Origin of the sequence: Pelagibacterium halotolerans B2 (assembly GCF_000230555.1) — a bacterium.
GTDB lineage: Bacteria > Pseudomonadota > Alphaproteobacteria > Rhizobiales > Devosiaceae > Pelagibacterium > Pelagibacterium halotolerans.
In genome coordinates this window covers 2,992,050-3,016,807 of the sequence record NC_016078.1, presented here as the reverse complement: position 1 = coordinate 3,016,807, position 24,758 = coordinate 2,992,050, and the positions used below count along the sequence as shown (strand labels likewise).

Annotated in this window: 25 protein-coding genes; 16 read left to right on the top strand and 9 right to left on the bottom strand. The window is 62.7% G+C overall.

Annotated features, from left to right (window positions below):
• Positions 1 to 79: 79 nt before the first annotated feature.
• Genes kdgD through KKY_RS14770 form a run of 3 tightly spaced genes read left to right on the top strand, consistent with a single transcriptional unit; the run spans position 80 to position 2,996 of the window.
• The gene (gene kdgD, locus KKY_RS14780; protein ID WP_041529516.1) at positions 80 to 988 is read left to right on the top strand and encodes a 5-dehydro-4-deoxyglucarate dehydratase; all 909 of its coding nucleotides are present in this window, start codon (positions 80 to 82) and stop codon (positions 986 to 988) included.
• Complete coding sequence (locus KKY_RS14775; RefSeq protein WP_014132180.1) at positions 985 to 2,121, top strand: mandelate racemase/muconate lactonizing enzyme family protein; 1,137 nt, start codon at positions 985 to 987, stop codon at positions 2,119 to 2,121. The genes kdgD and KKY_RS14775 overlap by 4 nt, the downstream gene beginning before the upstream one ends.
• On the top strand, positions 2,121 to 2,996 hold the full coding sequence (locus tag KKY_RS14770; protein WP_014132179.1) for an amidohydrolase family protein: 876 nt from the start codon (positions 2,121 to 2,123) through the stop codon (positions 2,994 to 2,996). Before KKY_RS14775 ends, KKY_RS14770 begins: the two co-directional genes overlap by 1 nt.
• 33 nt (positions 2,997 to 3,029) lie before the next feature.
• On the opposite strand, the gene kduD is transcribed toward KKY_RS14770, so the two are convergent.
• Positions 3,030 to 3,764: a 2-dehydro-3-deoxy-D-gluconate 5-dehydrogenase KduD gene (gene kduD, locus KKY_RS14765; RefSeq protein WP_420850721.1), complete on the bottom strand. Its 735-nt coding sequence runs from the start codon at positions 3,762 to 3,764 to the stop codon at positions 3,030 to 3,032.
• Between the two features lie 38 nt (positions 3,765 to 3,802).
• Positions 3,803 to 4,639: a 5-dehydro-4-deoxy-D-glucuronate isomerase gene (kduI, locus tag KKY_RS14760; protein ID WP_014132177.1), complete on the bottom strand. Its 837-nt coding sequence runs from the start codon at positions 4,637 to 4,639 to the stop codon at positions 3,803 to 3,805.
• 388 nt (positions 4,640 to 5,027) lie between these two features.
• Between kduI and KKY_RS14755 the strand changes: the two genes are divergently transcribed.
• The 7 genes from KKY_RS14755 to KKY_RS14725 all read left to right on the top strand — a co-directional run bounded on the left by KKY_RS14755 (position 5,028) and on the right by KKY_RS14725 (position 11,389).
• Complete coding sequence (locus KKY_RS14755) at positions 5,028 to 6,623, top strand: ABC transporter substrate-binding protein (RefSeq protein ID WP_014132175.1); 1,596 nt, start codon at positions 5,028 to 5,030, stop codon at positions 6,621 to 6,623.
• Between the two features lie 101 nt (positions 6,624 to 6,724).
• A complete protein-coding gene (locus KKY_RS14750) occupies positions 6,725 to 7,750 on the top strand; it encodes an ABC transporter permease (protein ID WP_014132174.1) in 1,026 nt (341 codons plus the stop codon).
• Positions 7,747 to 8,664, top strand: coding sequence for a nickel transporter permease (nikC, locus tag KKY_RS14745; RefSeq protein ID WP_014132173.1), 918 nt, complete (start codon positions 7,747 to 7,749; stop codon positions 8,662 to 8,664). Before KKY_RS14750 ends, nikC begins: the two co-directional genes overlap by 4 nt.
• Positions 8,665 to 8,669: 5 nt before the next feature.
• The gene (locus tag KKY_RS14740; protein ID WP_202945625.1) at positions 8,670 to 9,524 is read left to right on the top strand and encodes an ABC transporter ATP-binding protein; all 855 of its coding nucleotides are present in this window, start codon (positions 8,670 to 8,672) and stop codon (positions 9,522 to 9,524) included.
• On the top strand, positions 9,521 to 10,300 hold the full coding sequence (locus KKY_RS14735) for an ABC transporter ATP-binding protein (RefSeq protein ID WP_014132171.1): 780 nt from the start codon (positions 9,521 to 9,523) through the stop codon (positions 10,298 to 10,300). Before KKY_RS14740 ends, KKY_RS14735 begins: the two co-directional genes overlap by 4 nt.
• A gap of 17 nt (positions 10,301 to 10,317) precedes the next feature.
• A complete protein-coding gene (locus tag KKY_RS14730) occupies positions 10,318 to 10,653 on the top strand; it encodes a cupin domain-containing protein (RefSeq protein ID WP_014132170.1) in 336 nt (111 codons plus the stop codon).
• A 34-nt stretch (positions 10,654 to 10,687) separates the two neighbouring features.
• Positions 10,688 to 11,389, top strand: a complete 702-nt coding sequence (locus tag KKY_RS14725) for a FadR/GntR family transcriptional regulator (RefSeq protein ID WP_014132169.1) — start codon at positions 10,688 to 10,690, stop codon at positions 11,387 to 11,389.
• A 130-nt stretch (positions 11,390 to 11,519) separates the two neighbouring features.
• Here KKY_RS14725 and KKY_RS14720 read toward each other — a convergent pair whose 3' ends face one another.
• Positions 11,520 to 12,233 carry a DUF899 domain-containing protein gene (locus tag KKY_RS14720; protein WP_014132168.1) on the bottom strand — a complete coding sequence of 238 codons (714 nt, stop codon included), beginning with the start codon at positions 12,231 to 12,233 and terminating at the stop codon, positions 11,520 to 11,522.
• 2 nt (positions 12,234 to 12,235) lie between these two features.
• On the bottom strand, positions 12,236 to 12,520 hold the full coding sequence (locus KKY_RS14715; protein ID WP_014132167.1) for a hypothetical protein: 285 nt from the start codon (positions 12,518 to 12,520) through the stop codon (positions 12,236 to 12,238).
• A 102-nt stretch (positions 12,521 to 12,622) separates the two neighbouring features.
• On the opposite strand from KKY_RS14715, the gene KKY_RS14710 reads away from it, so the two are divergent.
• Positions 12,623 to 13,843, top strand: coding sequence for an HTH domain-containing protein (locus tag KKY_RS14710; RefSeq protein WP_014132166.1), 1,221 nt, complete (start codon positions 12,623 to 12,625; stop codon positions 13,841 to 13,843).
• Positions 13,844 to 13,878: 35 nt separating this feature from the next.
• Positions 13,879 to 14,520, top strand: a complete 642-nt coding sequence (locus tag KKY_RS14705; RefSeq protein ID WP_014132165.1) for a Vgb family protein — start codon at positions 13,879 to 13,881, stop codon at positions 14,518 to 14,520.
• Positions 14,521 to 14,716: 196 nt separating this feature from the next.
• Here KKY_RS14705 and KKY_RS14700 read toward each other — a convergent pair whose 3' ends face one another.
• The 3 genes from KKY_RS14700 to KKY_RS14690 all read right to left on the bottom strand — a co-directional run bounded on the left by KKY_RS14700 (position 14,717) and on the right by KKY_RS14690 (position 17,733).
• Positions 14,717 to 15,868, bottom strand: coding sequence for a mandelate racemase family protein (locus KKY_RS14700; RefSeq protein WP_014132164.1), 1,152 nt, complete (start codon positions 15,866 to 15,868; stop codon positions 14,717 to 14,719).
• Positions 15,869 to 15,949: 81 nt separating this feature from the next.
• Positions 15,950 to 17,029, bottom strand: a complete 1,080-nt coding sequence (locus KKY_RS14695) for a mandelate racemase/muconate lactonizing enzyme family protein (protein ID WP_014132163.1) — start codon at positions 17,027 to 17,029, stop codon at positions 15,950 to 15,952.
• On the bottom strand, positions 17,026 to 17,733 hold the full coding sequence (locus KKY_RS14690) for a FadR/GntR family transcriptional regulator (protein ID WP_014132162.1): 708 nt from the start codon (positions 17,731 to 17,733) through the stop codon (positions 17,026 to 17,028). Before KKY_RS14690 ends, KKY_RS14695 begins: the two co-directional genes overlap by 4 nt.
• A 72-nt stretch (positions 17,734 to 17,805) precedes the next feature.
• Between KKY_RS14690 and KKY_RS19720 the strand changes: the two genes are divergently transcribed.
• Positions 17,806 to 18,651: an NAD-dependent epimerase/dehydratase family protein gene (locus tag KKY_RS19720; protein ID WP_014132161.1), complete on the top strand. Its 846-nt coding sequence runs from the start codon at positions 17,806 to 17,808 to the stop codon at positions 18,649 to 18,651.
• Positions 18,652 to 18,771: 120 nt separating this feature from the next.
• Positions 18,772 to 20,061: a Gfo/Idh/MocA family protein gene (locus tag KKY_RS14680; RefSeq protein WP_014132160.1), complete on the top strand. Its 1,290-nt coding sequence runs from the start codon at positions 18,772 to 18,774 to the stop codon at positions 20,059 to 20,061.
• A gap of 91 nt (positions 20,062 to 20,152) precedes the next feature.
• Here KKY_RS14680 and KKY_RS14675 read toward each other — a convergent pair whose 3' ends face one another.
• Together KKY_RS14675 and KKY_RS14670 are read right to left on the bottom strand one after the other, a co-directional pair.
• On the bottom strand, positions 20,153 to 21,667 hold the full coding sequence (locus tag KKY_RS14675; protein ID WP_014132159.1) for an aldehyde dehydrogenase (NADP(+)): 1,515 nt from the start codon (positions 21,665 to 21,667) through the stop codon (positions 20,153 to 20,155).
• A 93-nt stretch (positions 21,668 to 21,760) separates the two neighbouring features.
• On the bottom strand, positions 21,761 to 22,657 hold the full coding sequence (locus KKY_RS14670) for an AraC family transcriptional regulator (RefSeq protein ID WP_014132158.1): 897 nt from the start codon (positions 22,655 to 22,657) through the stop codon (positions 21,761 to 21,763).
• 278 nt (positions 22,658 to 22,935) lie between these two features.
• On the opposite strand from KKY_RS14670, the gene KKY_RS14665 reads away from it, so the two are divergent.
• Complete coding sequence (locus KKY_RS14665; RefSeq protein ID WP_014132157.1) at positions 22,936 to 23,826, top strand: carbohydrate ABC transporter permease; 891 nt, start codon at positions 22,936 to 22,938, stop codon at positions 23,824 to 23,826.
• 1 nt (position 23,827) lies between these two features.
• Positions 23,828 to 24,757 (top strand): carbohydrate ABC transporter permease, encoded by a 930-nt coding sequence (locus tag KKY_RS14660; protein ID WP_014132156.1) that lies wholly within the window; start codon positions 23,828 to 23,830, stop codon positions 24,755 to 24,757.
• Position 24,758 lies beyond the last annotated feature (1 nt).

Genomic DNA, 24,758 nt, shown 5'->3' with positions numbered 1-24,758 from the left:
ATATCATACAAGATATTGACATTAGTCATGCAGGTCTGTAGGTCCTTTGCAGGACCAATTGCATATCGAGGACTTGCCCATGAGCCCGCAGGACGTCAAACACGCGCTTGGCGCGGGTCTTCTGTCGTTTCCCGTCACCCATTTCGATGGCGAGGGGAAATTCAACTCCCGATCGTATCAGGAGCATGTGGCGTGGCTTTCGGATTTCGAGGCCACGGCGCTGTTTGCGGCCGGGGGGACGGGCGAATTTTTCTCACTGGCGCCCGACGAAGTTCCCACGGTGGTGGCGGCTGCAAAGGAAGCGGCGGCCGGCCGGACGGCGATTATCTCGGGCTGCGGGTACGGCACCGAGATGGCAATTTCGATTGCCAAATCGGCCGAGAAGGCCGGAGCCGACGGCATCTTGCTTTTGCCGCACTACCTGATCGATGCGCCCCAGCCGGGGCTTTATGAGCATGTCCGGCGTGTCTGCCAGTCGGTGGGCATCGGGGTGATGGTCTATAATCGGGACAATTCCATCCTGCAGGCCGAGACGCTGGCGCGGTTGTGCGAGGTTTGTCCCAATCTGATCGGGTTCAAGGACGGGTCGGGGGATATCGGGCTCGTGCGCCAGGTAACGGCGACCCTGGGGGATCGCCTGACCTATCTGGGCGGCATGCCCACGGCGGAATTGTTCGCCGAAGCCTATCTGGCTGCCGGGTTCACGACCTATTCCTCTGCCGTGTTCAACTTCGTTCCGGGTCTGGCCGTCGAGTTTTACAAGGCGCTGCGCGGCGGCGATCGGGCGCGGTGCGAGGCGATTCTCAAGGATTTCTTTTATCCCTTCATGGCGATCCGCAATCGCGGCAAGGGCTATGCGGTGGCTGCGGTCAAGGCCGGGGTGCGGCTGCAGGGCTTTGACGCCGGACCGGTTCGTGCGCCACTATCGGATCTCACAAAGGAGGAGGAAGGCATGCTCGAGGCTCTGATCGCGCCCTACAAGAAATGAAGATAGCGGCGGTTAACACCCACCTGCTCGAGCACAGGCTGGAGACGGCTTTCGAGAGCGCGTCCATGCGTTTCGATCGGCGGCTGCATGTGCTTGTCGAGATCGTTTGCGATGACGGGACGACCGGGTGGGGCGAGTGCCTTGGCCCGGCACGGCCCAATGCGGCGGTGGTTGCGGCCTATTCCCAATGGCTGATCGGGCAGGACCCGCTGGAGACCGAAAAGCACTGGGCGGTGCTCTACAATGCGCTGCGTGACCAGGGGCAGCGTGGGTTGTCGATCACAGCGCTATCGGGGATCGATATCGCGCTCTGGGACATCAAGGGCAAGCATTTCGGCGTGCCGGTCTCGACGCTGCTGGGTGGAAAATTCCGCGACAGCGTAAGGGCTTATGCGACGGGCTCGTTCAAGCGTGACGGTGTGGATCGGGTCGAGGACAATGCGCTTGAGGTTGCGCGCTACCGGGCCGAAGGGTTCCATGCGACCAAGGTCAAGATCGGGTTCGATCCGCAAGAGGATCTGCGGGTAATCGCGGCCGTCCGCGAAGCGGCGGGGCCGGACATGGCGATCATGATTGACGGCAATCACGGCTACGATGCCATCGAGGCCATCAGAGTGGGCAATGGCGCGGCGCAATATGGCATAGACTGGTTCGAAGAACCCGTGGTGCCAGAACAGCTTGCGGCCTATCGCGAGGTGCGGGCAAAGCAGCCGATTCCCGTGGCGGGCGGGGAGACCTGGCATACGCGCTGGGGCATGCGCGAGCCGATCGAAACCCGGTGCGTCGATATCATCCAGCCCGATATTTGCGGGTGTGGCGGGTTTACCGAAATCCGGCGTATCGCCGACCTTGCGGCGCTGCACGGGGTGCGGGTGGTGCCCCATGTGTGGGGGACGGCGGTCCAGATCGCGGCGGCGCTCCAGTTCATGGCGGCGATGGTGCCCAACCCCGTGCGTAACAGGCCGATCGAGCCGATCCTGGAATTTGACAGGACTTTCAATCCCTTCCGGCAGGCTGTGGTCAAAAGCCCGATCGAACATGAGGCCGGTGTGGTGGCCATCCCCGCCGGGCCGGGGCTGGGCATCGAAATCGACCGGGATGCGCTTAGGGAATTTGCGCCGAAGGGCGAGTGATGATCGAGCGGACATACACCGGTGCCAAGCCGAAAACCCAATTGCCGCCGGGGACCATCGATACGCAGATCCATGCCTATGTGCCTGGATTTCCAGCGCTTTCCGGCGGGCCGGGACTGCCGCCCGAACCGTTGCCGACGCCGGACGACTACCGGACAACCATGGACTGGTTGGGGATAGACAGGGTGGTGGTGACCCAGGGCAATGCGCATCAACTCGACAATGGGTGCCTTCTGGCGTGCCTTGCGGCGTTCGGCGACGTTGCCAAGGGAGTGGCGGTGGTGACTGGCGATACCCAAGATGCTGAAATGCAAGCACTTTCCGAGGCGGGGATTGTCGGTGCGCGGATCATGGACCTTCCGGGCGGAGCGGTGGGCCTCGATCAACTCGAAGCGGTGGATGCGCGGGCGTCGGCGTTCGGCTGGATGATGGCCGTTCAGTTCGATGGTGGCGAAATCCTGAACAATTTCAGTCGTTTGGCGGCGATCCAATCGCGCTGGGTGCTCGATCATCACGGCAAGTTCTTTGCGGGGGTGACGCCGCAAAGCGCGGAGGTCGATGCGGTCAAGCGATTGATCGACAAGGGAAATTTGTGGTTCAAGTTTGCCGGCTGCTATGAATCGAGCCGGACGGGCGGTCCCCATTATGCCGATATCGGCGCCGTGGCGCGCGAGATCGCCGCTTTTGCGCCCGAACGGATCGTGTGGGGCACCAACTGGCCGCACAATGCGGCAAAGCGGACCGAAGACTACCCCGACGATGCGGCGTTGCTCGAGACCGTTCTGAGCTGGTTTCCCGACGAAAAGGGAAAAAACCTCGCCCTTATCGATAACCCCGAAGCGCTTTACGGATTTTCGCGCTGGAGATCAGCTTAATCGCCTCCAGCGCTCCGGGGATAAGTCTTCCGGTTAACGTGCGAGCCAGCCACCGTCCACGGGAATGGTGGTGCCGTGCATGTAATCGGATGCACGGGCAAGAAGAAACACTGCGGCATCGCCGATATCTGAAGGCTCACCCCAGCGCCCGGCGGGGATTCGGCCCAGAATCTGGGCGTTTCGGTCGGGGTCGGCGCGCAGGGCTTCGGTGTTGTTGGTCTCGATATAGCCCGGGGCTATGGCGTTGACGTTTATGCCCTTTTGCGCCCATTCGCAGGCGAGGAGACGGGTCAGGCCCATCACCCCTGATTTCGATGCGGTGTAGGAGGCGACACGGATGCCGCCCTGAAAGCTCAGCATCGAGGCGATGTTGACAATTTTCCCTTTTTTCTCAGGTGTTTGCAGCACGCGCCGCGCGAAGGCCTGGGAGAGGAAAAAGACTGTCTTGAGGTTGATGTCCATGACATCGTCCCAGTCTTCTTGCGTGAAATCGAGGGCGTCGGCGCGGCGGATAATGCCGGCATTGTTGACCAATCCGTCGATGCGGCCCGCCTCGTCCCAGGCTTCATCGAGCATCAATTTAGGGTCAACATTGGCGCCAAAAGCTATGGACTTGTGTGAAATTGACCCGGACTTTGCCGAACATTGGCGAAATAATTCTTCGGTCTCGTCCATCGAGGACCGACCGACAGCGATGACGCTGCCGCCGGCCCGTCCGATGGCCAATGCGATGCCCTGACCGATGCCGGTATTGGCGCCGGTCACCATTATGGTTTTTCCCCTAAGCGAGAAGGCGGAGAGATCGGTCACAGGATGTCTCCAGGCTGGATGGGTTCGACGTCGGTATAATCGACATTGTCGCCGGCCATGGCCCAGATGAAGGTGTAGCTGGCGGTGCCGGCGCCCGAATGGATGGACCAGGGGGGCGAGAGGATGGCCTGCTGGTTGGCGACGATCAAATGGCGGGTCTGCTTGGGTTCGCCCATCAGATGGATGACGCGCTGATCCTCGTCCATGTCGAAATAGAGATAGGCTTCCATGCGGCGCGAATGGATGTGGGCGGGCATGGTGTTCCAGATCGAGCCGGGGGCGAGGGTGGTCATGCCGACCACGAGCTGGCAGGTCTCGACAGCGTTGGTGAACTGGAAGATCGAGCGCTCGTTACAGGTTTCCGACGAGCCCAGGTCGAGGCGCTTGGCGTCGCCGATCCTGATGTGGGCCGTTGGGTGCGTGGCATGGGCCGGGGCGCTGACGAGATAGAATTTGGCCGGGTTGGCCGGATCGGCCGAAGCGAAGCTGACCGAGGCGCCGCGGCCAACATAGATCATGTCGCGGGTGCCCAGCGTAAAGCTCTCATCGCCCACAGTGACCTTGCCCTCGCCGCCGATATTGACGGCGATCATCTCGCGCCGGTCGAGAAAGTTTTCGGTGCCTGTGGGCTTGATGGGGTCGAGCGGCAGGGGCTCGGCGCCGGGGACGGCACCGCCCACGATCATGCGGTCATAATGGGTATAGGTCAGGGAGACCACGCCGGGCGAGAACAGGTCGTCGATCAGGAAGTTCTCACGCAATGCTGTCGTGTCCATGCCTGCCGCATGGGCCGGCGCGATGGCGTCGCGGGATGTGAAACGGGTCCGGCTCATAAGGGCTCTCCACTTTCCATACAAATATTGGTGCTGTCATACATGTTTGGTCCGCTCGTCGCAAGGCCGATGGTTCCGTCATGCATGTCCGCCCCCCGATGCGGAGCATGCCCGTGTCCGCCGGCGCCCAAGGCGCCCTGCGTCATGTGGCCGGCGCTGACGGGCGCGCCTGATGCGGAGCGGCGGCACGCCTGCGAGCCAGTGCCGGAAATCAGTATGATTTTCAACGGGTTTTCCACTCAATCCCTGGGATGGTATAATTAGTAGGATTAATTAAGGTCCGGTTTTCGGCCATATTTGCGCGATAATGGTGGAAAAATCAGGAATTGACATGAGTTGTATGATATCGCATATCTAGCGACATCTTGTATGGGTGGAGGACCTGATAATGAGAAATACCCTTCTTGCCGCCTTGGTCGCGGCGACGCTGTCCACGACGGCCCTGCCGGCCTGGGCGGCCACGCCGGACGACCAGCTCGTGATCGGGCTGAGCATGGCCAATATCCTGACGCTGGATCCGGCCGCGATTGCCGGGCGCGAGTCGACGGCGATCATCACCAATGTCTATGACACGCCCATCCAGCTCGATGCGGTGGATGTGACCCAGATCAATCCCGGGCTCGCCGAGAGCTGGGATGTGAGCGAAGACGGGACCATCACGCTTAATTTCCGCGACGATGCGGTGTTCGCCTCGGGCAACCCGGTGACCGTCGAGGACGCCATCTGGTCCTGGAAGCGCATTCTCGAACTCGAGCTCGTGGGATCGGCCACCTGGCAGGCCTATGGATTCACGCTCGACAATTTCGACGAGCACGTCCGGGCCGACGGCAACACCATTAGCGTCACCATGCCGCTCGAGGGCGATCCGCAACTGATCCTTTATATTTTCGGCAAGCCCAGCGCCTCCTCGGTCATCGACCGGCAAGCGGCGCTCGAACACGAGGTCGACGGCGATCTGGCTGCGGGGTGGCTGACCACCAATACGGCGGGGTCCGGCCCCTTCACCCTGCGCAACTGGACGGCCAATGACACGATCATCCTCGAGAGGTTCGACGATTACTGGGGCGGCGCGCCAGAGATGAGCCGCGTGCTCATCCGGCATATGCCCGAAAGCCAGACCAAGCGGCTGATGCTGGAGCGCGGCGATATCGATATCGGGCTGGCGCTGTCGGTGCCCGACATCAACGCATTGAACGCCAATGACGACGTCGTGGTGCAATCGGTCCCCAGCTCGGGGTTCTATTATCTCGCCGTTTCGATGAAGGACGAGAAATATCAGGACCAAAATGTCCGTCTCGCCCTGCGCCATCTGATCGACTATCAGGGCATCAACGAGACGATCATGCCCAATTACGGCATATTGCACCAGCGGCCGGTGACGCCAGGGGTGATGGGCTCGATCGACGCGCCGGGCTATGAACTCGATGTGGAACTTGCCGAGCAATATCTGGCCGAGGCCGGGTATCCCGACGGGTTCACGACGCAGCTTCTGGCCGTCAACGAGCCGCCCTTCATCGATATCGCAACGGCCATTCAAGGCACGTTGGCCCAAGCCGGCATCAATGCCGAGATCGTCACGGGCACCGGTAACCAGGTCTATGGCCCGATGCGCGAACGCGATTTCGAGCTGATCGTGGGTCGTGGCGGCGGCGGGCAGGAGCCCCATCCCCATTCCAACATGCAGTCGCTGGTCATCAATCCCGACAATTCCGACGATGCCGGGCTTTCGGGGCTGATCGGGTGGCGGACCTCGTTTTACAATGAGGAACTCAACGATCTGGCCATGCAGGCGCTGGTCGAGCGCGATCCAGAAGAGCAGGAACGGCTCTATGAAGAGGTCCAATATCTTTACGAAGACCTGGTGCCGGCCATCCAGCCGATCTCGGCGGTCGTCGATACCGTCGTGTTCCGCAGCGATATCGAAGGGTTCCAGAACCATTATGGCTGGACAACGCGCTTCGATACGGTGACCAAGGACCGCTAGGGGCGCCCCTTAATTCCTCCCGATGGCGCGGCGCCCTTTCCGATATCGGGGCGCCGCGCCGCCACCATTTGAGAAACGGGCTGTTCATGGCTCCATTATCGATGCGCATCATGCCCCGAGTGACGGGCGGTCTGGGCTTTATCGGCTCGATCGCCGTGACGCTTTTCGGGCTCTTGATCCTCACCTTCATCATCGGGCGCATGATGCCGGTCGATCCGGTGCTGGCCATTGTCGGCGACGAGGCGACCCAGGCCACATATGACCGGGTCTATGCGCGGCTGGGGCTCGACCAGCCGCTTTACGTCCAGTTCTTCCGCTTCGTCGCCGATATCGCGCGCGGCGATTTCGGGGTGGCGCTTCTGACCGGGCGCCCGGTGATCGAGGACATCGCGCGGGTGTTTCCCGCCACGATCGAATTGGGCACCATATCGATCATCATCGGGGCCGGGCTGGGCATTCCGCTGGGCGTTCTGGCGGCCACCAACCGCAACAAATTTCCCGATTATTTCGTGCGCTTTTTCAGCCTTCTCGCCTATTCGACCCCGACCTTCTGGTTCGGGCTGATGGGGCTTTTGGTGTTTTACGCCATGCTGGGCTGGTCGGGCGGCACGGGGCGGGTCGAGGTTTTCTATACCGGGCTTGTCGATCCGATCACCGGGTTCCTGCTCATCGATTCGGTGCTGGTGGGCGAGTGGGACGTGTTCTGGAGCGCGCTGCGCAACATCTGGCTGCCGGCCAGTGTGCTGGGGCTCAATTCCATGGCCTATATCTCGCGCATGACGCGCTCGTTCATGATCGAGCAACTGGGGCAGGAATATATCGTTACCGCCCGCATCAAGGGGCTCTCGCGCGGCACCGTCATCTGGCGGCACGCGTTCCGCAACATCAGGGTGCAGCTCGTGACCATCGTGGCGCTGGCCTATGGCGGGCTGCTCGAGGGGGCGGTGCTGATCGAGACCGTGTTTTCCTGGCCGGGATTCGGGGGGTATCTGACCTCGAACCTGATGATCGGGGACATGAACGCGGTGATGGCGTGCACGCTTTTGGTGGGCGTGCTGTTTATCGCGCTCAACATCCTTTCCGACATCTTGTACCGGGTGTTCGACCCGAGGACGCGTGCGCAATGAGCAAGGTTCAGACATCGATGGGCTGGCGGGACTATCTGGCCAGCGACACGATTACAAGCTCGCGCCAGGCAACGCTGCAGCGCATCTATTGGGGCGTGCGCGGGTTCATGGCCAATCCGCTGGCGGTGTTCGGGCTGGCAGTGGTTGTGCTGCTCGCGATCATGGCGATTTTCGCGCCATGGGTCGCGACCCACGATCCGCTGAGCCAGAACCTTTCGGGGGCGTTGCAGCCGCCGAGCGGCGAGCACTGGTTCGGCACCGACGAATTCGGGCGCGACATCTACAGCCGGATCGTTTTCGGCTCGCGCATCTCGCTCTATATCGTGTTGCTGGTCTCGGTGATCGTGGCGCCGATCGGGCTGCTGATCGGCATGGCGGCGGGATATTTCGGCGGCTGGACGGACCGGGTGCTGATGCGGATCACCGATATCTTCCTTTCGTTTCCGAGCCTGATCCTGGCGCTGGCCTTTGCCGCCGCGCTGGGGCCGGGGATCGAAAACGCCGTGATCGCCATTGCGCTGACGGCCTGGCCGCCCATCGCGCGGCTGGCGCGGGCCGAAACGCTGACCACGCGGGCGGCGGACTATATCGCCGCCGCGCAGGTCTCGGGGGCATCCTCGCCCCGCATCCTTCTGGCCCATATCCTGCCCATCTGCATTCCCTCGGTGGTTGTGCGCACGACGCTCAACATGTCGGGGATCATGCTGACGGCGGCGGGGCTGGGGTTTCTGGGTCTCGGTGCGCAGCCACCTTCGCCCGAATGGGGCGCGATGACCTCGGCGGGGCGGCGGTTCATGATCGATAGCTGGTGGGTGGTGACCATGCCCGGCACGGCGATCCTTCTCGTGGCGCTGGCTTTCAACCTGTTCGGTGACGGGCTGCGCGACATGCTCGACCCAAGGCAGGCGAGGTGATGGCGATGAACGACCCCATCCTTACGGTCAAGAACCTCAATGTGGGCTATTTCTCGGCGCGGCGGGAGCTGCATGCGGTGCGCAATGTGAGCTTTACGCTGGGGCGCGAGAAGGTGGCGATCATCGGGGAATCGGGTTCGGGCAAATCGACGGTCGGGCGCGCCATCGTGCGGCTCCTGCCCGAGATCGCCAAGATTTCGGCCGACGAAATGCAGTTCGAGGGCCAGGACATGCTGGCGCTGTCGGAAAAGCGCATGCAGGCGATCAGGGGCGCGCGGATATCGATGATCCTGCAGGACCCCAAATTCTCGCTCAACCCGGTGATGAGCGTTGGCGAGCAGGTGGCCGAGGCCTATCTGGCCCATCACAGGGTGGGCAGGGCCGAGGCGAAAAAGCGGGCCATCGCGCAATTGGCGGCGGTCAAGATCCGCGATCCCGAACATGTCTATACGCTCTATCCGCACGAGGTGTCGGGCGGCATGGGCCAGCGCATCATGATCGCCATGATGCTCATTCCAGACCCGGCGATGATTATTGCCGACGAGCCGACCTCGGCGCTCGACGTCACGGTGCGGCTCCAGGTGCTGGCGCTGCTCGACGATCTGGTCAAGGAGCGCGGCATCGGGCTGTTGTTCATCAGTCACGATCTCAACCTCGTGCAGAGTTTTTGCGACCGGGTGCTCATCATGTATAGCGGGCAGGTGGTCGAGGAACTGGCGGCGGCCGATCTGGGCAATGCCAGACATCCCTATACGCAGGGGCTTTTGGCCTCGCTGCCGCGGATCGGGGAGCACAAGGGGCGGCTGCCGGTGCTCGACCGGCAGGCGAGCTGGGCCGAGGCGCTGGGGAGGCAGCCATGAGCATGATCGATGTGAGCGGGCTCGAGCTTTATCTCGGCGCGGGGCCGCGGCGGCGCAAGATCCTGGACGGGATCGGGTTTGAGGTCGAGGACGGGCAGACCTTCGGGCTGGTCGGGGAATCGGGTTCGGGGAAATCGACGGTGCTGCGGTGTATCGCGGGGCTCTACAAACATTGGGACGGGGCGATTTCGGTCGATGGGAAAAGCTTTGCCCAGACCAAGCGGCTCGAATGGTGCCGCAAGGTGCAGATGGTGTTCCAGGACCCCTATGGCTCTCTCCATCCCAAGCGCAAGATCGCCGACATTCTGGCCGAACCGCTCAAGGTGCACGGGTTTTCCGATATCAACCGGCGGATCGGGGATGCGCTCGAACAGGTGGGGCTGGGCGACCAGTTCCGCTATCGCTATCCGCACCAGCTTTCGGGCGGGCAGCGACAGCGCGTGGCGATCGCGCGGGCGCTGATCCTGGAACCCAAAATCTTATTGCTCGACGAGCCGACATCGGCGCTGGACGTTTCGATCCAGGCTGAAATCCTCAATCTGTTCATGGATCTGCGCGAGCGGCACAAGCTCACCTATCTGCTGGTCAGCCACGACCTGGCGGTGATCGACCATATGTGCAGCGATTTCGCCGTCATGGAAGGCGGGCGGATCGTCGAGGTGCTTTCACGCGCGGCGCTGGAAAGCGGCGCGGCGCAGAGCCAGTACACCCGCTCGCTGATCGCGGCGAGCGCAGCTTACGACCGGGACCTGGCGCTGGCCCAGGCCGGAGCCTGACCAAGGAGATTTGACGCATGGCGACATCGGGATCGTTTCTCAAGGGAGCAGACGCCCAATGGCAGGAGATGGCCGAGGGGCGCCGCATGCAGATGCTGTGCTACAATGATCAGCTCATGATGCTGCGCTGGGAGTTTGCCGCCGGGGCGGTCGGGGAACCGCACACCCATCCCCATACCCAGACCGCCTATATCGAAAGCGGGCTGTTCGAAGTGACAATCGACGGGGTGACCGAGCGTCTGGGGCCGGGATCGAGCTATGTGGTCGATGGCGGGGTGCTGCACGGGGCCGTATGCATCGAGGCCGGAACGATGGTCGATGCGTTTACCCCGCACCGGGCGGACTATATCTGAGCGGGGCCGATGGGCGCCGGGTGGAGGGGGTTTGATGCATAATCGCCGGAACAGTCTTTCCCAGCAGGTGATCGAAACCGTCGGCGAGCGTATCCGCTCGGGGCGATATGGGCCGGGCGAAAAACTGCCGACCGAGCACGAGCTGATCGAGGAGTTCGGGGTCAGCCGCACGGTGATCCGCGAAGCCATCGCCAACCTTCGGGCCGGCGGGCTGGTGACGCCGCGCCAGGGGGTTGGGGTGTTCGTGAGCGAAACCCCGTTCACCCAGCCCTTCGTGCTGGAGGCGGGCGGCGGCGGGGTGCTGGCCGAGGCGGTGGCCGTGCTCGAATTGCGGATCGCCTTGGAAGTGGAGGCGGCGGGGCTGGCGGCGGCGCGGCGCGATGGAGAAACGCTCAAGGCGATGGGCCGGGCTCTCGATGCGATGGATCTGGCGATCGCGGCGGGGGGCGAGGCGATCGTCCCCGATCTCGCCTTTCACCGGGCGATCGCCAGCGGCACTGGCAATTACCACTTCGTCAATCTGTTCAATTATCTGGGCGAATATCTGGTGCCGCGGTCCCGGCTCAATACCTCGGCGCTGGCCCAGGAAAGCCGGGGCGATTATCTGCGCCACATCAATGACGAGCATATGCGGGTCTATGAGGCCATCGAGGCCGGGGACAGCGAGGCGGCGCGCGGCGCCATGCGGCTGCATCTTGTGGGCTCCAAGGAGCGGCTGGCGCAGGGGGCGGGGTGAGGGGCGGCGGCAGGCGACCCCATCGAGATTGGTGTTGCGGGGCCGAACCCCTGATTCCCTTAAGCGAAAAGGCGACAGCCGGACTCCTTTTGCGGTCCGGCTGTCGTTTCGTTTCCACGCCGCCAGCCAGTCATCGTGCCTTCTGGGGCGGTTGCTCGTAGCGATCGTGCCGGCGCACCCAGTCCATTCCCTCGTCCTCGTTGCGGCCCTTCGGAGCGAGATCGAGCATGTTGTAGGTGCCCATCATCACCTCGACGCCGCGGCCGAAGGTGGAGTAGGTGCGGAAGACCTCGCCCTTATCGTCCTTGAAAAAGGCGCTGACGCCGGGCCATTCCTCGCCGGTTTCCTGCCATTCGCCGAAATTGTAGTCGATGTGCCCGCTGGCGATTTCCTCGGGCGTGAAGCTGACGCGGAAGTCGTAGTTGAAGTCGGTGCCGAAGGACGACACCCATTTGAACTGCCAGCCCATGCGTTCGCGGTAGCGCTCGATCTCGGCAAGCGGGGCGCGCGAGACGGCGATCATGGTGACGTCGTGATGGGCCAGATGCTTGTTCATTCCGTCGGTGTGATCGGCCATATAGGAGCAGCTCGGGCAGCCTTCGTTCCATCCCGGCGCGAGCATGAAATGCTGCACAAGAAGTTGCGACCGGCCCTCGAAGAGATCGGCCAGCGTGCGCGGGCCCTCGGGCGTATCGAAAACATACTGCTTGTCGATGCGCACCCAGGGCAGGGCAAGCCGCTGGCGAGCGACCTTGTCGCGTAAACGCGTGAGGTCCTTTTCGTCTTTCAGGAGGTTCCGGCGGGCCGCCAGCCAGTCATCGTGTGTAACAACGGTATGTTGCATTGTCAGTCTCCTTCGGTTTGAGTGTTGGGACGCCGCGAACGGGCGGAAAGGAGCTTCATCCACTGCGACAGGTGAAAGAGGCTCATCAGTGCGTACATGAGGGCCATGTCGTTTATCGGCACGAAAGCGGGGGTGGCGGAGCATATCGTCATGCCCGGTGTGCCGATGGCAGAAATCCAGGCCATGAGCGCAAAGGTCGGGGCAGCGGCAAGCGCCAGCCAGCCTGCCGCATCGACCGAGGGTCGGGGTGACGAAGCGATTTTTTCCGTTGCCGCGCGCACTGTCATTTTCGGTTCTCCCATCGTATTCGCCGTTGCCAGCGGTTGCGATGGAAAGAGGCTAGCGCGCGCAGGGGATCGGGTGAGAGTTACAAGTGTGACGGGATTTCAATGGACTCGCTGATCGCTGCCGCCGCGCGCGCGCTTTCGGCCGGCGATCCGCTCGCCGCGCTCAAGAGGATCGCCTTGCGCGATGACCCGCCGGCGCTGGCGTTGCGCGGCATCGCGATGGCGCAGCTCGGCGACCTTGTGCGCGCCAGGGAGCTTCTGGCAAGCGCGGCACGTGCTTTCGGTCCGAAAGAGCCCGTGGCGCGTGCGCGTTGTGCTGTCGCCGGGGCCGAAATCGCCCTTGTCACGCGCGATCTTGGCCGTTCCTTGCAAGCGCTCAATGCAGCGCGGGCGGTCCTCGAGATGTCCGGCGACCGACGGAACGCAGCGCATGCCGGCTATCTGCAAGCCCGGCACCTTCTCCTGATCGGTCGTCTCGATGAAGCCCAAGACGTGCTCGATGAATTCGATGCCGACATTCTGCCACCCGCTTCGCTGGTCGGGCGAGAACTGGTGGTGGCGGGTATAGCCATTCGCCGCATCAGGACAGAGCCTGCCTGGAGTGCCCTGGAGCGGGCAAAACGAGCGGCGGAAGACGTGGGCATTGCTGCGCTGGTGGCCGAGGTCGAGCAGGCAGTGGCGGCGTTCGGGGCGCCGGCGGCGCGCCTGGTCGCGCGCGACGTCGAGCGGCTGCTTCATCTCGAGGAGGTCGAAAAGCTGATGACCGCCGATACGCTCATTGTGGACGCCTGCCGCAACGTCGTGCGCACGGGGACAAAGATCGTTTCGCTCGCCGCCCGGCCGGTTCTGCTCGCCCTCATCCGTGCCCTTGCGGAGGCATGGCCGGAGGACGTGCCGCGCGAAACGCTTCTGAAACGCGCTTTCGGGGTACGGCATGCCGACGAGTCACATCGCGCGCGACTGCGTGTTGAAATGGCCCGGCTACGCAATGCGATCAGACCGCTGGCAGAGCTGAGCGCAACCAAGCGGGGTTTTGTTCTGCGACCCGACACGGCGTGCCGCGTCGTCGTGCTGGCGCCGCCCATCGAGGACGACCATGCCCAAGTGCTCGCTCTGCTCGGGGACGGCGAGGCCTGGTCGAGTTCGGCATTGGCGCTGGCGTTGAGCGTTAGCCCACGCACAATTCAGCGCGCCCTCCGTGAGCTTGCCCGCGACGGCAAGGTCGAAGCGTTCGGGCGCGGGCGGGCGTGCCGCTGGATCGCATCGCGCGTGCCCGGATTCCCGACAAGCTTGTTACTCCCCGCCATGGGGATTTCCAGCTAGAGTATCCGTCTTGATCAAGGGCTTTTGGGTGCCAGATGAAACATTCAGCCGCCGACATCATCCGCGAATATGGTCCGTTTCCCGATGTGGACGATGTGGCCGGAGTCAGCTTCGACGGCTCTCATATCTGGCTGGCAACCGGCGACAGGCTGAGGGCCCTCGATCCTCAAAGCGGGGAAATTTCAAGATCGCTCGACGTCGCCGCCCATGCAGGGACCGCTTTCGATGGCGAGCATCTGTTCCAGATTGCCGATGCCGTGATCCAAAAAGTCGATCCCAAGTCCGGCCAAGTCCTTGCCACAATACCCGCCCCCGGCGCCGGCGGCGACTCCGGGCTGGCCTGGGCGGAAGGCTCGCTCTGGGTTGGGCAGCATCGCGGTCGCAAGATCCATCAGGTTGATCCCGGAACCGGAAAAGTGCTCCGCACCATCGAGTCCGATCGATTCGTCACCGGCGTGACCTGGGTGGATGGCGAGCTTTGGCACGGGACGTGGGAAGACAGCCGGAGCGACCTTCGCCGCATCGACCCGGAAACGGGCGACGTGCTCGAGCGGCTGGATATGCCGCCCGGAATCGGCGTTTCGGGGCTTGAATCCGATGGTGGCGAGCGCTTTTTCTGTGGAGGCGGGAGCAGCGGAAAGGTGAGGGCCGTTCGTCGGGCGAGGTCCGGCGGTTAAGCGCGCGGACAGTCGGCCAAGATTGGCAATCCGACGGATATCCGCCTGCGCGTGAGCCGATTTTATCGCCCTTAGAGCCGTTCAGGATTTGATTGAATCAAATCCTTGGCTCTAAGCCTTTGTTTTATAGCGCGTCCGAACCGCAAAACCGTTTCCACTTTTGCTGGACGCGCTCTAAAGACGCTATGAGTGCGCCTCAGCCCTCAACAAGATTGTCGTCGATGAAGGCGAAATTTATGTCTTCGCCCATGCCGGGTTTGTCCGAGAGGTGGACGAAGCCGTTTTCGTCCATGGGGTCGGCGAGGGAGTTGAGATAGTCGAAACCCTCGTCATACTCAAGGAAGGGGTGGAGCAGGCCGCGTTCGTACCAACGGACGTTGCGGGCGATGGCGGCGAGGACGAGATTTGGGGCGCCGTTGCCGTGGATTTCGCAGTTCATGCCGAAACTGTCGGCGAGCGCTATGGATTTGAGCGAGGGGGAAATGCCGCCCACGTCGTGAACGCCGGTGCGCAGGATATCGCAGGCGCCCGATTTGATCCATTCGGCGCGGGCATAATGTTTGCCCGCCGCGCTTTCGGGGCCGAGGACGGGGATATCGAGATTTTCCGCCAGCCAGGCGTAGGACGACATGGATTGCTCGTCGAGCGGCTCCTCGATCCAGTCGAAACCGAGTTGCTGGAGGCCCTTGCCCAGCTCGTATGCCTCGGTGCGCGAATACCAGTGGAAGGCATCGATCATTAAGGAAATGTCGGGGCCGACGGCCTCGCGGACCGCGGCGCAGGCGCGCAGATCCATCTTGACGTCGGGCGCCCAGGAGACGGGCGGCATCCAGGTGTGGAGCTTGATGCCCTTATAGCCGCGCTTGACCAGCTTTTCGGCAAAGCGGCCGTAATCGTCGGGGGTGGCGAGGCCATTTTCGAGTTCGTCGCCGCACATTGTCGAGCCATAAGCGGGCACCTTGTCGCGATAGGCGCCGATCAGCTTATAGACCGGCACGCCTAGGGCGCGACCGGCCAGGTCCCAGAGCGCGGTATCGACAACGGCGAGGGTGCGGTCGGTCAACTGGGCGGCGCTGCCGCGCTGCCAATGGGCCAGCTCCTGCCAGAGGCGTTCGCGGTCGAACGGGTTCTGGCCGATGAGCACGGTCTTTACGAATTTTTCGATCACGTGCGGGCGCATGATCTCGGGGACGCCAAAGCAATGGCCCTCGCTGCCGTCATCGGCGACGATTGTCAGAAGGCCCTGTTTGACCTTGTGGGGATCGCCGGGATGGGCGTGGCCCGCCGCGTCCTGATGCCGCCGTGTGGTGGTGACAAACACCCGGACCTTGACGTCGACGATCTTCATTTCTCTTCCCTCGTACCGAATAGCGGATTTGTCCTATCACTACATATGATGACAGACAAGTTAGAAAACTTATCTTATTACTTATGCGGCGTAATGGGCAAGGGCGGCAGGGTCGAAGGAAAAGCCCCAGCCGGGACGGTCGGGCATCAGCGCGTGGCCGTTTTCGAACTCCATGGGTTCGCTATAGAGCGGGGTGAACCAATCGAGATGTTCGAGCAGGGTCGCGTTGGGGATGGCGGCCATGAGCGACAGGCTTTGCTGGGGGAAGAGGTGGGAGGAGACCGGGGTATCGAACGCCGCGGCCAGCGCGCCGACGCGCATGAACTCGCTGACCCCGCCCACCCGTTGCAGGTCTGGCATGACGATATCGGCGGCGCCGGCTTCGAGCATGCGGCGGAAGCCGTGGATCGTGTATTCGTTTTCGCCCGAGGCGATGGGGATATCGAGGGCGCGCGCCACCTGGGCGGAATGGGCGAGATCGTGGGCGGGGACGGGCTCTTCGAACCAGGCGATGGCGAAGGGTTCGAGCTGGCGGGCCAAAGCGATGGCCGCTTTGGCGTCGAGGGCCTGATTAGCGTCGATCATCAGCCCGGCTTGAGGGCCGATCGCCTCGCGCACGGCGGCGACGCGCGGGACATCGATCGCCGCGTTGCCGGCCAGCCGCAATTTGACGGCGCCGAACCCGGCGGCGACGAAATCGGCGGCCTGGCGGGCGATCTCGTCAATGTCCTGGTTCAGCCACAGCCCGCCGCTGGCATAGGCGGGAACGCGTGTGCGGGCCTGGCCGAGAAGCTGGGCGATGGAGCGGTTGGCGGCCTTGCCGCGCAAATCCCACAGGGCGCCGTCGATGGCCGAAATGCCCATGATCGAGACGCCGACAAAGCCGATGAAATTGATGCGCTGCCAGGCGTCCTGCCAGAAGGCCGTGACCATATCGGGGGATTTGCCGATCACCGCGTCGGCAAGGACATGCACCATCTGGTCGAGCATTTTGTGCTGTTCGGGGCGGATGGTGAAAATGAGGTTTTCACCCACAAGCCCTTCGTCGGTTTCCAGATGAATGGCGATGCAGGAAAATTTCGTGATGGTGGCCGTGGCGTTGCCGATGGGGCGGTCGAGGGGCAGGACGAGCGGGGTGGTTCGAAGGTCGGTGACGATCATGAATTGGCCTCGATGGCGGCGCGGAAGCGCTGGGCGCTGGCGAGGATATGGTGGCGCATGGCGTCGCGGGCGAAGACGGCGTCGCCCTCGGCAATGCCGCGCAGGATGGATTGATGCTCGCGCAGGCGCAGTTCGGCGTAGCGCTCGCCATTGGCGGGTGGGGTGGACCAACCACGCTCACGCGGGAAGGCCCGGTCGCCGACCTGGCGGATGACATAGATGAACTGGGGATTGCCGGTGGCTGCGGCGATGGCGACGTGGAAGCTGAAATCGCGCGCCACGAGTTCGTCGCGGGTGCGGGCCGCTTCCATACCGGCAAATTCGGCCTCGATGCGGGCAAGATCGGAGGCCGAACGGCGGCGGGCGGCAAGGCCGGCGGCCTCGACCTCGAGCGCCAGGCGCACCTCGAGCAGGTTGAGGATGGCGTGGGGATTGACCGCCTCGCCCTCCTCGCGGACGCGGATGCCACCATCGTCGGCCATGCGGGCGACAAAGACCCCCGAGCCGCGGCGGCTGGTCAATTCGCCCTGGGCGCGCAAACCGGCAACGGCCTCGCGCAGGACGGTGCGGCTGACATCGAGCTGGGCCATCAGGGCGTGCTCGGGCGGCAGGCGGGCACCCGAGACCAGGCCGCTGGCGGCGATCCATGAGCGCAGGCGGTCGGCGGTCCGGGCGGCGAGGCTGGGCGGGGCGTCGGTTTTCATCTTGCGTCTTGATATTAATACTACTAGCACCAGTATGACTAATTTTAGCGTGCTGCCAAGAGGAGGTTTGAAATGCGGATCGTGGTGACGGGCGGGTCGGGCCGGGTGGGGCGGTTCGTTGTTTCCGAACTGGCCGGGGCCGGCCATGAGGTGACCAGTCTCGATCTGGCGGCGGCGCCCGAAAGGATCGCGGGGGTGCGCTACATGCAGGGCAATGTCTCGCGGCCCGAAGATGTTTTTGGAACGTTCGCTTTCGTGCGGCCGCAGGCGGTGGTGCATATGGCGGCATGGTCCGATCCGGGGATCGTGCCCGATGCGCGGACCTATGCGGACAATGTGGCGGGGCATTTCAACTGCCTCGATGCCAGCGCGGCGCTGGGGGTAGGGCGGGTGATCCTGGCGTCGAGCGCGCAGGTTTACGGGTTTGCCGATGCGGACCCGGTGTTCGCGCCGGTGAGCGAAGACCATCCCCTGCGGCCGGGCAATTCCTATGCGCTCTCCAAGATCGCCGGGGAATCGGCGGCGGGCTATTTTGCGAAAAAGGGGCTCAATGTGCTCACTTTCCGCATCATGGGGGTGCGGGCGCCGCAGGATCTCAAGGGTGAGATCGAGCGGGCGCTGGCCGAGCCGCAGCGTGACCGGTTCCTGTTGTGGACGCGGACCGATGCGCGCGACATCGCCATCGGGTGCCGTCAGGCGCTGGAGGCCCAGAGCGTGGAATCGGGAGTCTATAATCTTTCGGGCGCGGAAAATCTGCACGGGATCGAAACGCGGGAGCTGTTCGCGCGCTATGCGCCGGGTACCGATATTTCCGGCCTGCCGGCGGGGGTGGCGTCGGGGTTCAGCTCGGACAAGGCGCGGCGGGCCTTCGGATATGAACCGCGCTTTGTCTGGACGCGGAACCAGCATCATGGCTGACTTGTCAGTCTGATATTATAAATTTATATGATAGCTTGTTGACTGAAGGCGGCTTGCATCCGATAGTGGAGTGGCTGGCCCGGCCGGGCCGATCGCACGCATTTTATCGGGGATCGATCATTGAAATACGCTATCGTCGGGACCGGCGCGCGGCATGCGATGTTTCGCGACGCCATCACCACCACATTTGAAGGCAAGGCCGAGCTTGTCGGGTTGTGCGATGTCAACGGGCACAGGCTGGCGCTGTCGGCGCAGAGCGTACCCGAGCGCGGCGGAAACGGGGTCGCGACCTATCGCGCCGAGCATTTCGGGCAGATGATTAGCGAGCAGAAGCCCGATGCGGTGATCGTGACGGTCCCCGACGATCTTCATCACGAATATATCGTCGCCGCCATGAAGCGCGGCTGCGATGTGATGACCGAAAAGCCGATGACCACGGACCTCACCCGGCTCAAAGCGATCCTCGACGCGCAGCGGGAAACGGGGCGCAAGGTGTCGGTGACGTTCAATTACCGCTATACGCCGGCCCGGACCCAGATCAAGGACATCCTGCAATCGGGCGCGATCGGGGAGATCGTTGCTGTGGATTTTTCCTGGCATCTGGACCGGGTGCACGGGGCCGACTATTTCCGGCGCTGGCATCGCTACAAGGAGCGCTCGGGCGGGCTTCTGGTCCACAAATCGACCCATCATTTCGACCTGGTCAATTGGTGGCTCGGATCGGTGCCGGAAACGGTTTCGGCGCTGGGACGGCGGGCCTTTTATGCGCCGGAAATGGCCGACGCGATGGGGCTCGAAGGGCGTTCGGACCGGTGCCACACCTGCCCGGTGGCCGCGAGGTGCGATCTGCGCATGGATCTGGAAAAGGACGAAAAGCTCAAGGCGCTCTATCTCGATGCCGAGGATTTCGACGGCTATGAGCGCGACCGCTGCGTTTTTGCCGCTGACATCACCATCGAGGACACGATGGCCGTGCAGGCGGGGTACAGGAATGGGGCGATGCTGAACTATACGCTGTGCGCCTACAGCCCGTGGGAGGGATTGGAAATCCGGTTTCATGGCACGAAGGGCGAACTCGTGCACAAGCATGTGGAAGTGCATGGGGTGTTTGGCGGCAAGCGCGAAAAGCCGGTCGACGATGCCATGACCACCATGCTGCATATGGCGGGGGAAGCGCCGCGGCAGATCGATGTGTGGACCGGAACGGGTGGGCATGGCGGGGCCGACCCGATCATGCTGGGGTATCTCTTTGACGCGAGCGGGATGGATGCCGATCTTTACGGGCGGTCGTCATCGCATGTGGATGGCGCCTGGTCGATCCTGACCGGGATCGCCGCCAATCGCTCGATCGCTTCGGGCGGGACGGTCAATGTGGCGGCGATGCTGAACGAGAACGGCATCGATCTCTAAGGGCGGTGCTGGTGCGCGGATTTGAGCGCACAGTGTACTGGATCCCGGCTCAAGGCCGGGATGACAATTGGTGGAAACGGGCCGAGATTCCCTAGCGCAGATCGCCCGGCAGCAGGTTGTCGGGGATATTCTGGTAGGCGACGGGGCGCAGGAAGCGGCGGATGGAGAGGGTGCCGACCGAGGTGTGCCCGAAATTGGTGGAGGCCGGATATGGGCCGCCATGCACCATGGCATCGACGACTTCCACGCCGGTCGGGAACCCGTTGGCCAGAACCCGGCCCGCCTTGCGTTCGAGAATGGGCATCAGCGAACGGCCCAGTTCGGTGTCGCCGGCGTCCATGTGCAGCGTGCAGGTCAATTGCCCCTGCAGCGATTTTGCGATGGCGCGCATCTGGTCTTCGTCCCTGACGGTAACGACCAGACCGAGCGGGCCGAACACCTCTTCGCCGAGGTCGTGGTTGGCGAGCCAGGTGTCGCCATCGGTCTCGAACAGATAGGGCGTGGCGTTGCGCAGGTCGCAGGTCGAGGTCAGAAGCTCCTGCACACCCTGTGAGGCGGCGATCCTGTCTCTTCCATCGCGATAGGCCTTGGCGATGCCGTCGGTGAGCATGGTCTGGGGACCGGTTTCCGACAGCGCCGATTTGGCACTCTCGACAAAGCTCCTTGCGCTCTCGCCTTCGATCAGGACGGCAATGCCGGGATTGGTGCAGAACTGGCCGGCGCCCATCGACAGCGATGCGGCCCAGCCCTTGCCCATCTCGCCGGCCCGCGCCTTGAGCGCTTCGGGCAGAACGAACATGGGATTGACCGACCCGAGCTCGCCAAAGAACGGGATGGGTTCGGGACGCGCCGCGCACAAATCGTAAAGCGCCCTGCCGCCGCCGAGCGAGCCGGTAAAGCCGACGGCCTTGATGTCGGGGTGCTGGACCAGCGCCTGGCCGACCGAACGGTCGCCGCCCTGGACCAGCGAAAACACGCCCGGATGCAGGCCGAGTGCCTTGCGCGCCGCGTCGATGGCCTGGGCGACGATCTCGCCGGTGCCCGGATGGGCGCCATGGCCCTTGACGACGACCGGGCAGCCGGCGGCCAGCGCCGCTGCGGTATCGCCCCCGGCGGTGGAAAAGGCGAGCGGGAAGTTGGATGCGCCGAACACGGCAACCGGGCCGATGGGGCGCTGGACCATCTTGATGTCGGGGCGCGGGGCGGGCTTTCTGTCGGGCAGCGCCGCGTCGTGGCGGCGGTCGAGATAATCGCCCTTTTCGATGTGTTCGGCAAAGAGGCGCAACTGGCCCGTGGTGCGACCGCGTTCGCCCTCGAGGCGGGCGGCGGGCAGCCCGGTTTCCTGAGTGCCGATCTCGGTGATATCGGCGCCGCGCGCCTCGATCTCGTCGGCGATCAGGTTCAAAAACGCCGCGCGCTCCTGGCGGGAGGAATAGCCATAGGACCAGAACGCCTCTTCGGCCGCCTTTGCGGCCCGATCGACAAGCTCGGGCGTGCCCATGGCGAAGTCATGGCTGGGACCCGAGGCCGGCTCGGACGCAAACGTCCCCGCGCCGGAAACCCATTCGCCCGCGATCAGATGCTTGCCGGTGGGGTCAAAACTCATGGGAAAATCTCCGAAAATGGGGGTGGGTGGGCAGGAGTGCCGCCACTATAGGCACAACATATATGATTTCAATTGAATAATTATATTACAGATTCATGGATTTTCCGGACCGCGCGAAACGCCGTCGATGAACTGGCCGGATTCCCGCGCCCGGTTCAAAAGACGGTAGGCCGAGGGCGAGGTGCCGATATAGCGCTTGAACTGGCGCGAGAAGTAATAGACGTCGGGATATCCGGTGATGGCGGCGGTTTCCTTGACCGAATGGCCGGCCGACAGGATGTTCATGGCCTGCTCAAGGCGTTTGAACTCGCAGAATTTGGCCGGTGTGTAGCCGATGCGATCCTTGAAGGCGCGGCGGAAATAGTCGGGATTATAGGGGAGCGATCCCAGCGCATCTTCCAAAATGCCGGGCTTGAACGGATTGCCGGCGATGAGCGATGCGGTGAGCATGATGTGCAAAGAGAGCGCATCGGGCCCGGCGCTGTTGACGAGGGCCTGTTCACGCCAGCGGATGAAGGCTTCCTCGATGAACTCGATCAGGATCACCATGAAGATGTGATACTGGGCCAGTGTGGTCGAGGAGGCGGGGGCGATCTCGCGGTAATGGCGTACAAGCGGTTCGATAACGCGCCAGCGCGAAAAGCGGGCGGTGCGCTTGAGATCCATCTGGCTGATGAGATCGACATGGCCGAACAGATCGAGCGTGAAATGCTGGGCAAAGCCGGTATAGACCGGGCCGGGACCCATGCGGCCCACAAAGCGGGCGCCGGCGGGAATCAGCATGGCTTCGCCCGGTGAGAGCGAGGCGGGTTCGCCATCGAGCTCGTAATGGGCATTGCCCGAAATGCAGACGACAAGGTCATGCACCTCGTTGGATTTTTCCACGCGCCAGGTCGCCGTGTGGCGCATCTTGATGGTCGAGCGCGACAGCTTGAGAGACAGGGCATCGGCGGGAATGCCCGAAAGAACCAGACCTTCGGTTTTATCCATCTTTTTCTCCGAAACCGTGAATTCCGTTTTGCCGCACACGCCTGTCTAATGCAAGACATATGATAACTTGTTCCGATATCGGGCAAGTTATAGGGGAGGAGATAGGGAAAGGGTGCTGTCCTTTCGGTCGGGAGGCCGCGGGCAGCGCTTCAACCCAGCGTCATGATGCACATTTTCGTAACACGACCATCGCCCGGCCGTTCCGCCATCGGCCATGCTTGTCACCGGACCGGCACTTGTCTTTTCTGGGGCTCGACGGCCAACCGGGGAGAAATGTGATGGGCGGCGAAAACAAATGGATGGGGCTTGTCTATGTGGCCCCTTATGTCATCGGGCTTCTTGTGTTCACGGCGATCCCGTTCGCCGCTTCCTTTTATCTGTCCTTTACCGACTATCCGCTGCTGTCCGATCCGATCTGGGTGGGGCTGGAGAATTATACGCGGCTGCTCTTTACCGACCGCACCTTCCACAAGGCGCTGCAGGTGACGCTGACCTATGTGTTCGTCACCGTGCCGATCAAGCTGACCTTCGCGCTGTTTATCGCCTATGTGCTGAACTACAAGCTCAAGTTCATCGGCTTTTTCCGCACCGCCTATTACGTGCCCTCGATCCTTGGCGGGTCGGTGGCGATCGCTGTGCTCTGGCGCTACATGTTCGCCGATGTGGGGTTGGTCAACATGGTGATCACCTCGCTGGGGTTCGAGCCGATCAGCTTTTTCGGCGATCCCGATTACGCGCTTTATACGATCACCCTGTTGCGGGTCTGGCAGTTCGGCTCGGCCATGGTGATCTTCCTTGCCGCGCTGCAGTCGATCCCCACCCATGTCTATGAGGCGGCGGCCATCGACGGGGCCAACAAGCGGCAGATCTTTTTCTACATAACCCTGCCGCTTTTGACCCCGGTGATCTTTTTCAACCTGATCCTGCAGATGGTCGAGGCGTTCCAGGAGTTCAACGGGCCCTTCATCATCACCGACGGCACGGGGGCGCCGCTGCGCTCGACCTATCTTTTGCCGCTCTACATCTACGACAAGGCGTTCCGCCAGTTCGACATGGGCTACGCCTCGGCCATTGCCTGGGTCCTGTTCGCGATCATCATGGTTCTGACCGTCATCGCCTTCTGGTCGTCGCGCCACTGGGTCTATTACGCCGGCGACAGGAGGAATTGAGATGAGCACGCATATTTCAGCCTCCAGCCTTAATACGCCGTCCGAAGCGACGCGCGCCCTGGCCCAGGCCGAGGCCCACAACGCCAGGACGCGGCGCAACCAGAAGATCTCGGCGATCATCCGCTACGCGATTCTGGCCGGGGTGGGTTTCATCATGATCTATCCGCTGCTCTGGCTGATCGGGGCGGCGTTCAAGACCAATTCGGAAATCTTTTCCTCGCCGGGCTTCATTCCGCAAAATCCGACAACCGACGGGTTCGTCAATGCCTGGAACACCTCGACCCAGTACAATTTCGGGCACTTCTTTCTCAACACCATGTGGATCATCATTCCCAAGGTGATCGGTACGGCGATTTCGGCGACGCTTGTGGCCTACGGGTTCGCGCGGTTCGAATTTCCGTTCAAAAAGATCCTGTTCGCAACGGTGATCGCCACGCTGCTGCTGCCCAATGTGGTAACGCGCATTCCGCAATATCTGCTGTTTCGCGATCTGGGGTGGCTCGACAGCTATCTGCCGCTCTGGGTGCCTTCGGCGCTGGCGGGGGATGCGTTCTTCGTCTTCATGCTGATCCAGTTCCTGCGCGCCATTCCGCGCGACATGGAGGAAGCGGCGCGGGTCGATGGCGCCAACACCATCCAGACGCTGGTGTTCATCGTCATCCCCATGTTGGCGCCGGCCATCGTTTCGGTGTGCCTGTTCCAGTTCATGTGGTCGATGAACGATTTTCTCGGGCCGTTGATCTATGTGTCATCGGTGGAAAAATACCCGGTTTCCCTCGCCCTGCGGCTCTCGCTCGACATCACGGAGGCGTTTCAGTGGAACCAGATCCTCGCCATGAGTGTGATGACCCTGCTGCCTTCGCTGCTCGTGTTCTTCGTCGCGCAGAAATTCTTCATCGAGGGCATCTCGACCGGCGGCGTGAAAGGATAAG

What these genes read in the sequence shown, in the direction of transcription:
- KKY_RS14725 (WP_014132169.1), top strand. Translation starts at nt 10,688, where the DNA reads ATGCATAATCGCCGGAACAGTCTTTCCCAGCAGGTGATCGAAACCGTC.
- KKY_RS14730 (WP_014132170.1), top strand. Translation starts at nt 10,318, where the DNA reads ATGGCGACATCGGGATCGTTTCTCAAGGGAGCAGACGCCCAATGGCAG.
- KKY_RS14750 (WP_014132174.1), top strand. Translation starts at nt 6,725, where the DNA reads ATGCGCATCATGCCCCGAGTGACGGGCGGTCTGGGCTTTATCGGCTCG.
- nikC (WP_014132173.1), top strand. Translation starts at nt 7,747, where the DNA reads ATGAGCAAGGTTCAGACATCGATGGGCTGGCGGGACTATCTGGCCAGC.
- KKY_RS14740 (WP_202945625.1), top strand. Translation starts at nt 8,670, where the DNA reads ATGAACGACCCCATCCTTACGGTCAAGAACCTCAATGTGGGCTATTTC.
- KKY_RS14675 (WP_014132159.1), bottom strand. Translation starts at nt 21,667, where the DNA reads ATGAGTTTTGACCCCACCGGCAAGCATCTGATCGCGGGCGAATGGGTT.
- KKY_RS14715 (WP_014132167.1), bottom strand. Translation starts at nt 12,520, where the DNA reads ATGACAGTGCGCGCGGCAACGGAAAAAATCGCTTCGTCACCCCGACCC.
- KKY_RS14665 (WP_014132157.1), top strand. Translation starts at nt 22,936, where the DNA reads ATGGGCGGCGAAAACAAATGGATGGGGCTTGTCTATGTGGCCCCTTAT.
- KKY_RS14735 (WP_014132171.1), top strand. Translation starts at nt 9,521, where the DNA reads ATGAGCATGATCGATGTGAGCGGGCTCGAGCTTTATCTCGGCGCGGGG.
- kdgD (WP_041529516.1), top strand. Translation starts at nt 80, where the DNA reads ATGAGCCCGCAGGACGTCAAACACGCGCTTGGCGCGGGTCTTCTGTCG.
- KKY_RS14775 (WP_014132180.1), top strand. Translation starts at nt 985, where the DNA reads ATGAAGATAGCGGCGGTTAACACCCACCTGCTCGAGCACAGGCTGGAG.
- kduI (WP_014132177.1), bottom strand. Translation starts at nt 4,639, where the DNA reads ATGAGCCGGACCCGTTTCACATCCCGCGACGCCATCGCGCCGGCCCAT.
- KKY_RS14695 (WP_014132163.1), bottom strand. Translation starts at nt 17,029, where the DNA reads ATGATCGTCACCGACCTTCGAACCACCCCGCTCGTCCTGCCCCTCGAC.
- kduD (WP_420850721.1), bottom strand. Translation starts at nt 3,764, where the DNA reads ATGGTGACCGGCGCCAATACCGGCATCGGTCAGGGCATCGCATTGGCC.
- KKY_RS14705 (WP_014132165.1), top strand. Translation starts at nt 13,879, where the DNA reads ATGAAACATTCAGCCGCCGACATCATCCGCGAATATGGTCCGTTTCCC.
- KKY_RS19720 (WP_014132161.1), top strand. Translation starts at nt 17,806, where the DNA reads ATGCGGATCGTGGTGACGGGCGGGTCGGGCCGGGTGGGGCGGTTCGTT.
- KKY_RS14710 (WP_014132166.1), top strand. Translation starts at nt 12,623, where the DNA reads ATGGACTCGCTGATCGCTGCCGCCGCGCGCGCGCTTTCGGCCGGCGAT.
- KKY_RS14755 (WP_014132175.1), top strand. Translation starts at nt 5,028, where the DNA reads ATGAGAAATACCCTTCTTGCCGCCTTGGTCGCGGCGACGCTGTCCACG.
- KKY_RS14770 (WP_014132179.1), top strand. Translation starts at nt 2,121, where the DNA reads ATGATCGAGCGGACATACACCGGTGCCAAGCCGAAAACCCAATTGCCG.
- KKY_RS14700 (WP_014132164.1), bottom strand. Translation starts at nt 15,868, where the DNA reads ATGAAGATCGTCGACGTCAAGGTCCGGGTGTTTGTCACCACCACACGG.
- KKY_RS14720 (WP_014132168.1), bottom strand. Translation starts at nt 12,233, where the DNA reads ATGCAACATACCGTTGTTACACACGATGACTGGCTGGCGGCCCGCCGG.
- KKY_RS14670 (WP_014132158.1), bottom strand. Translation starts at nt 22,657, where the DNA reads ATGGATAAAACCGAAGGTCTGGTTCTTTCGGGCATTCCCGCCGATGCC.
- KKY_RS14690 (WP_014132162.1), bottom strand. Translation starts at nt 17,733, where the DNA reads ATGAAAACCGACGCCCCGCCCAGCCTCGCCGCCCGGACCGCCGACCGC.
- KKY_RS14660 (WP_014132156.1), top strand. Translation starts at nt 23,828, where the DNA reads ATGAGCACGCATATTTCAGCCTCCAGCCTTAATACGCCGTCCGAAGCG.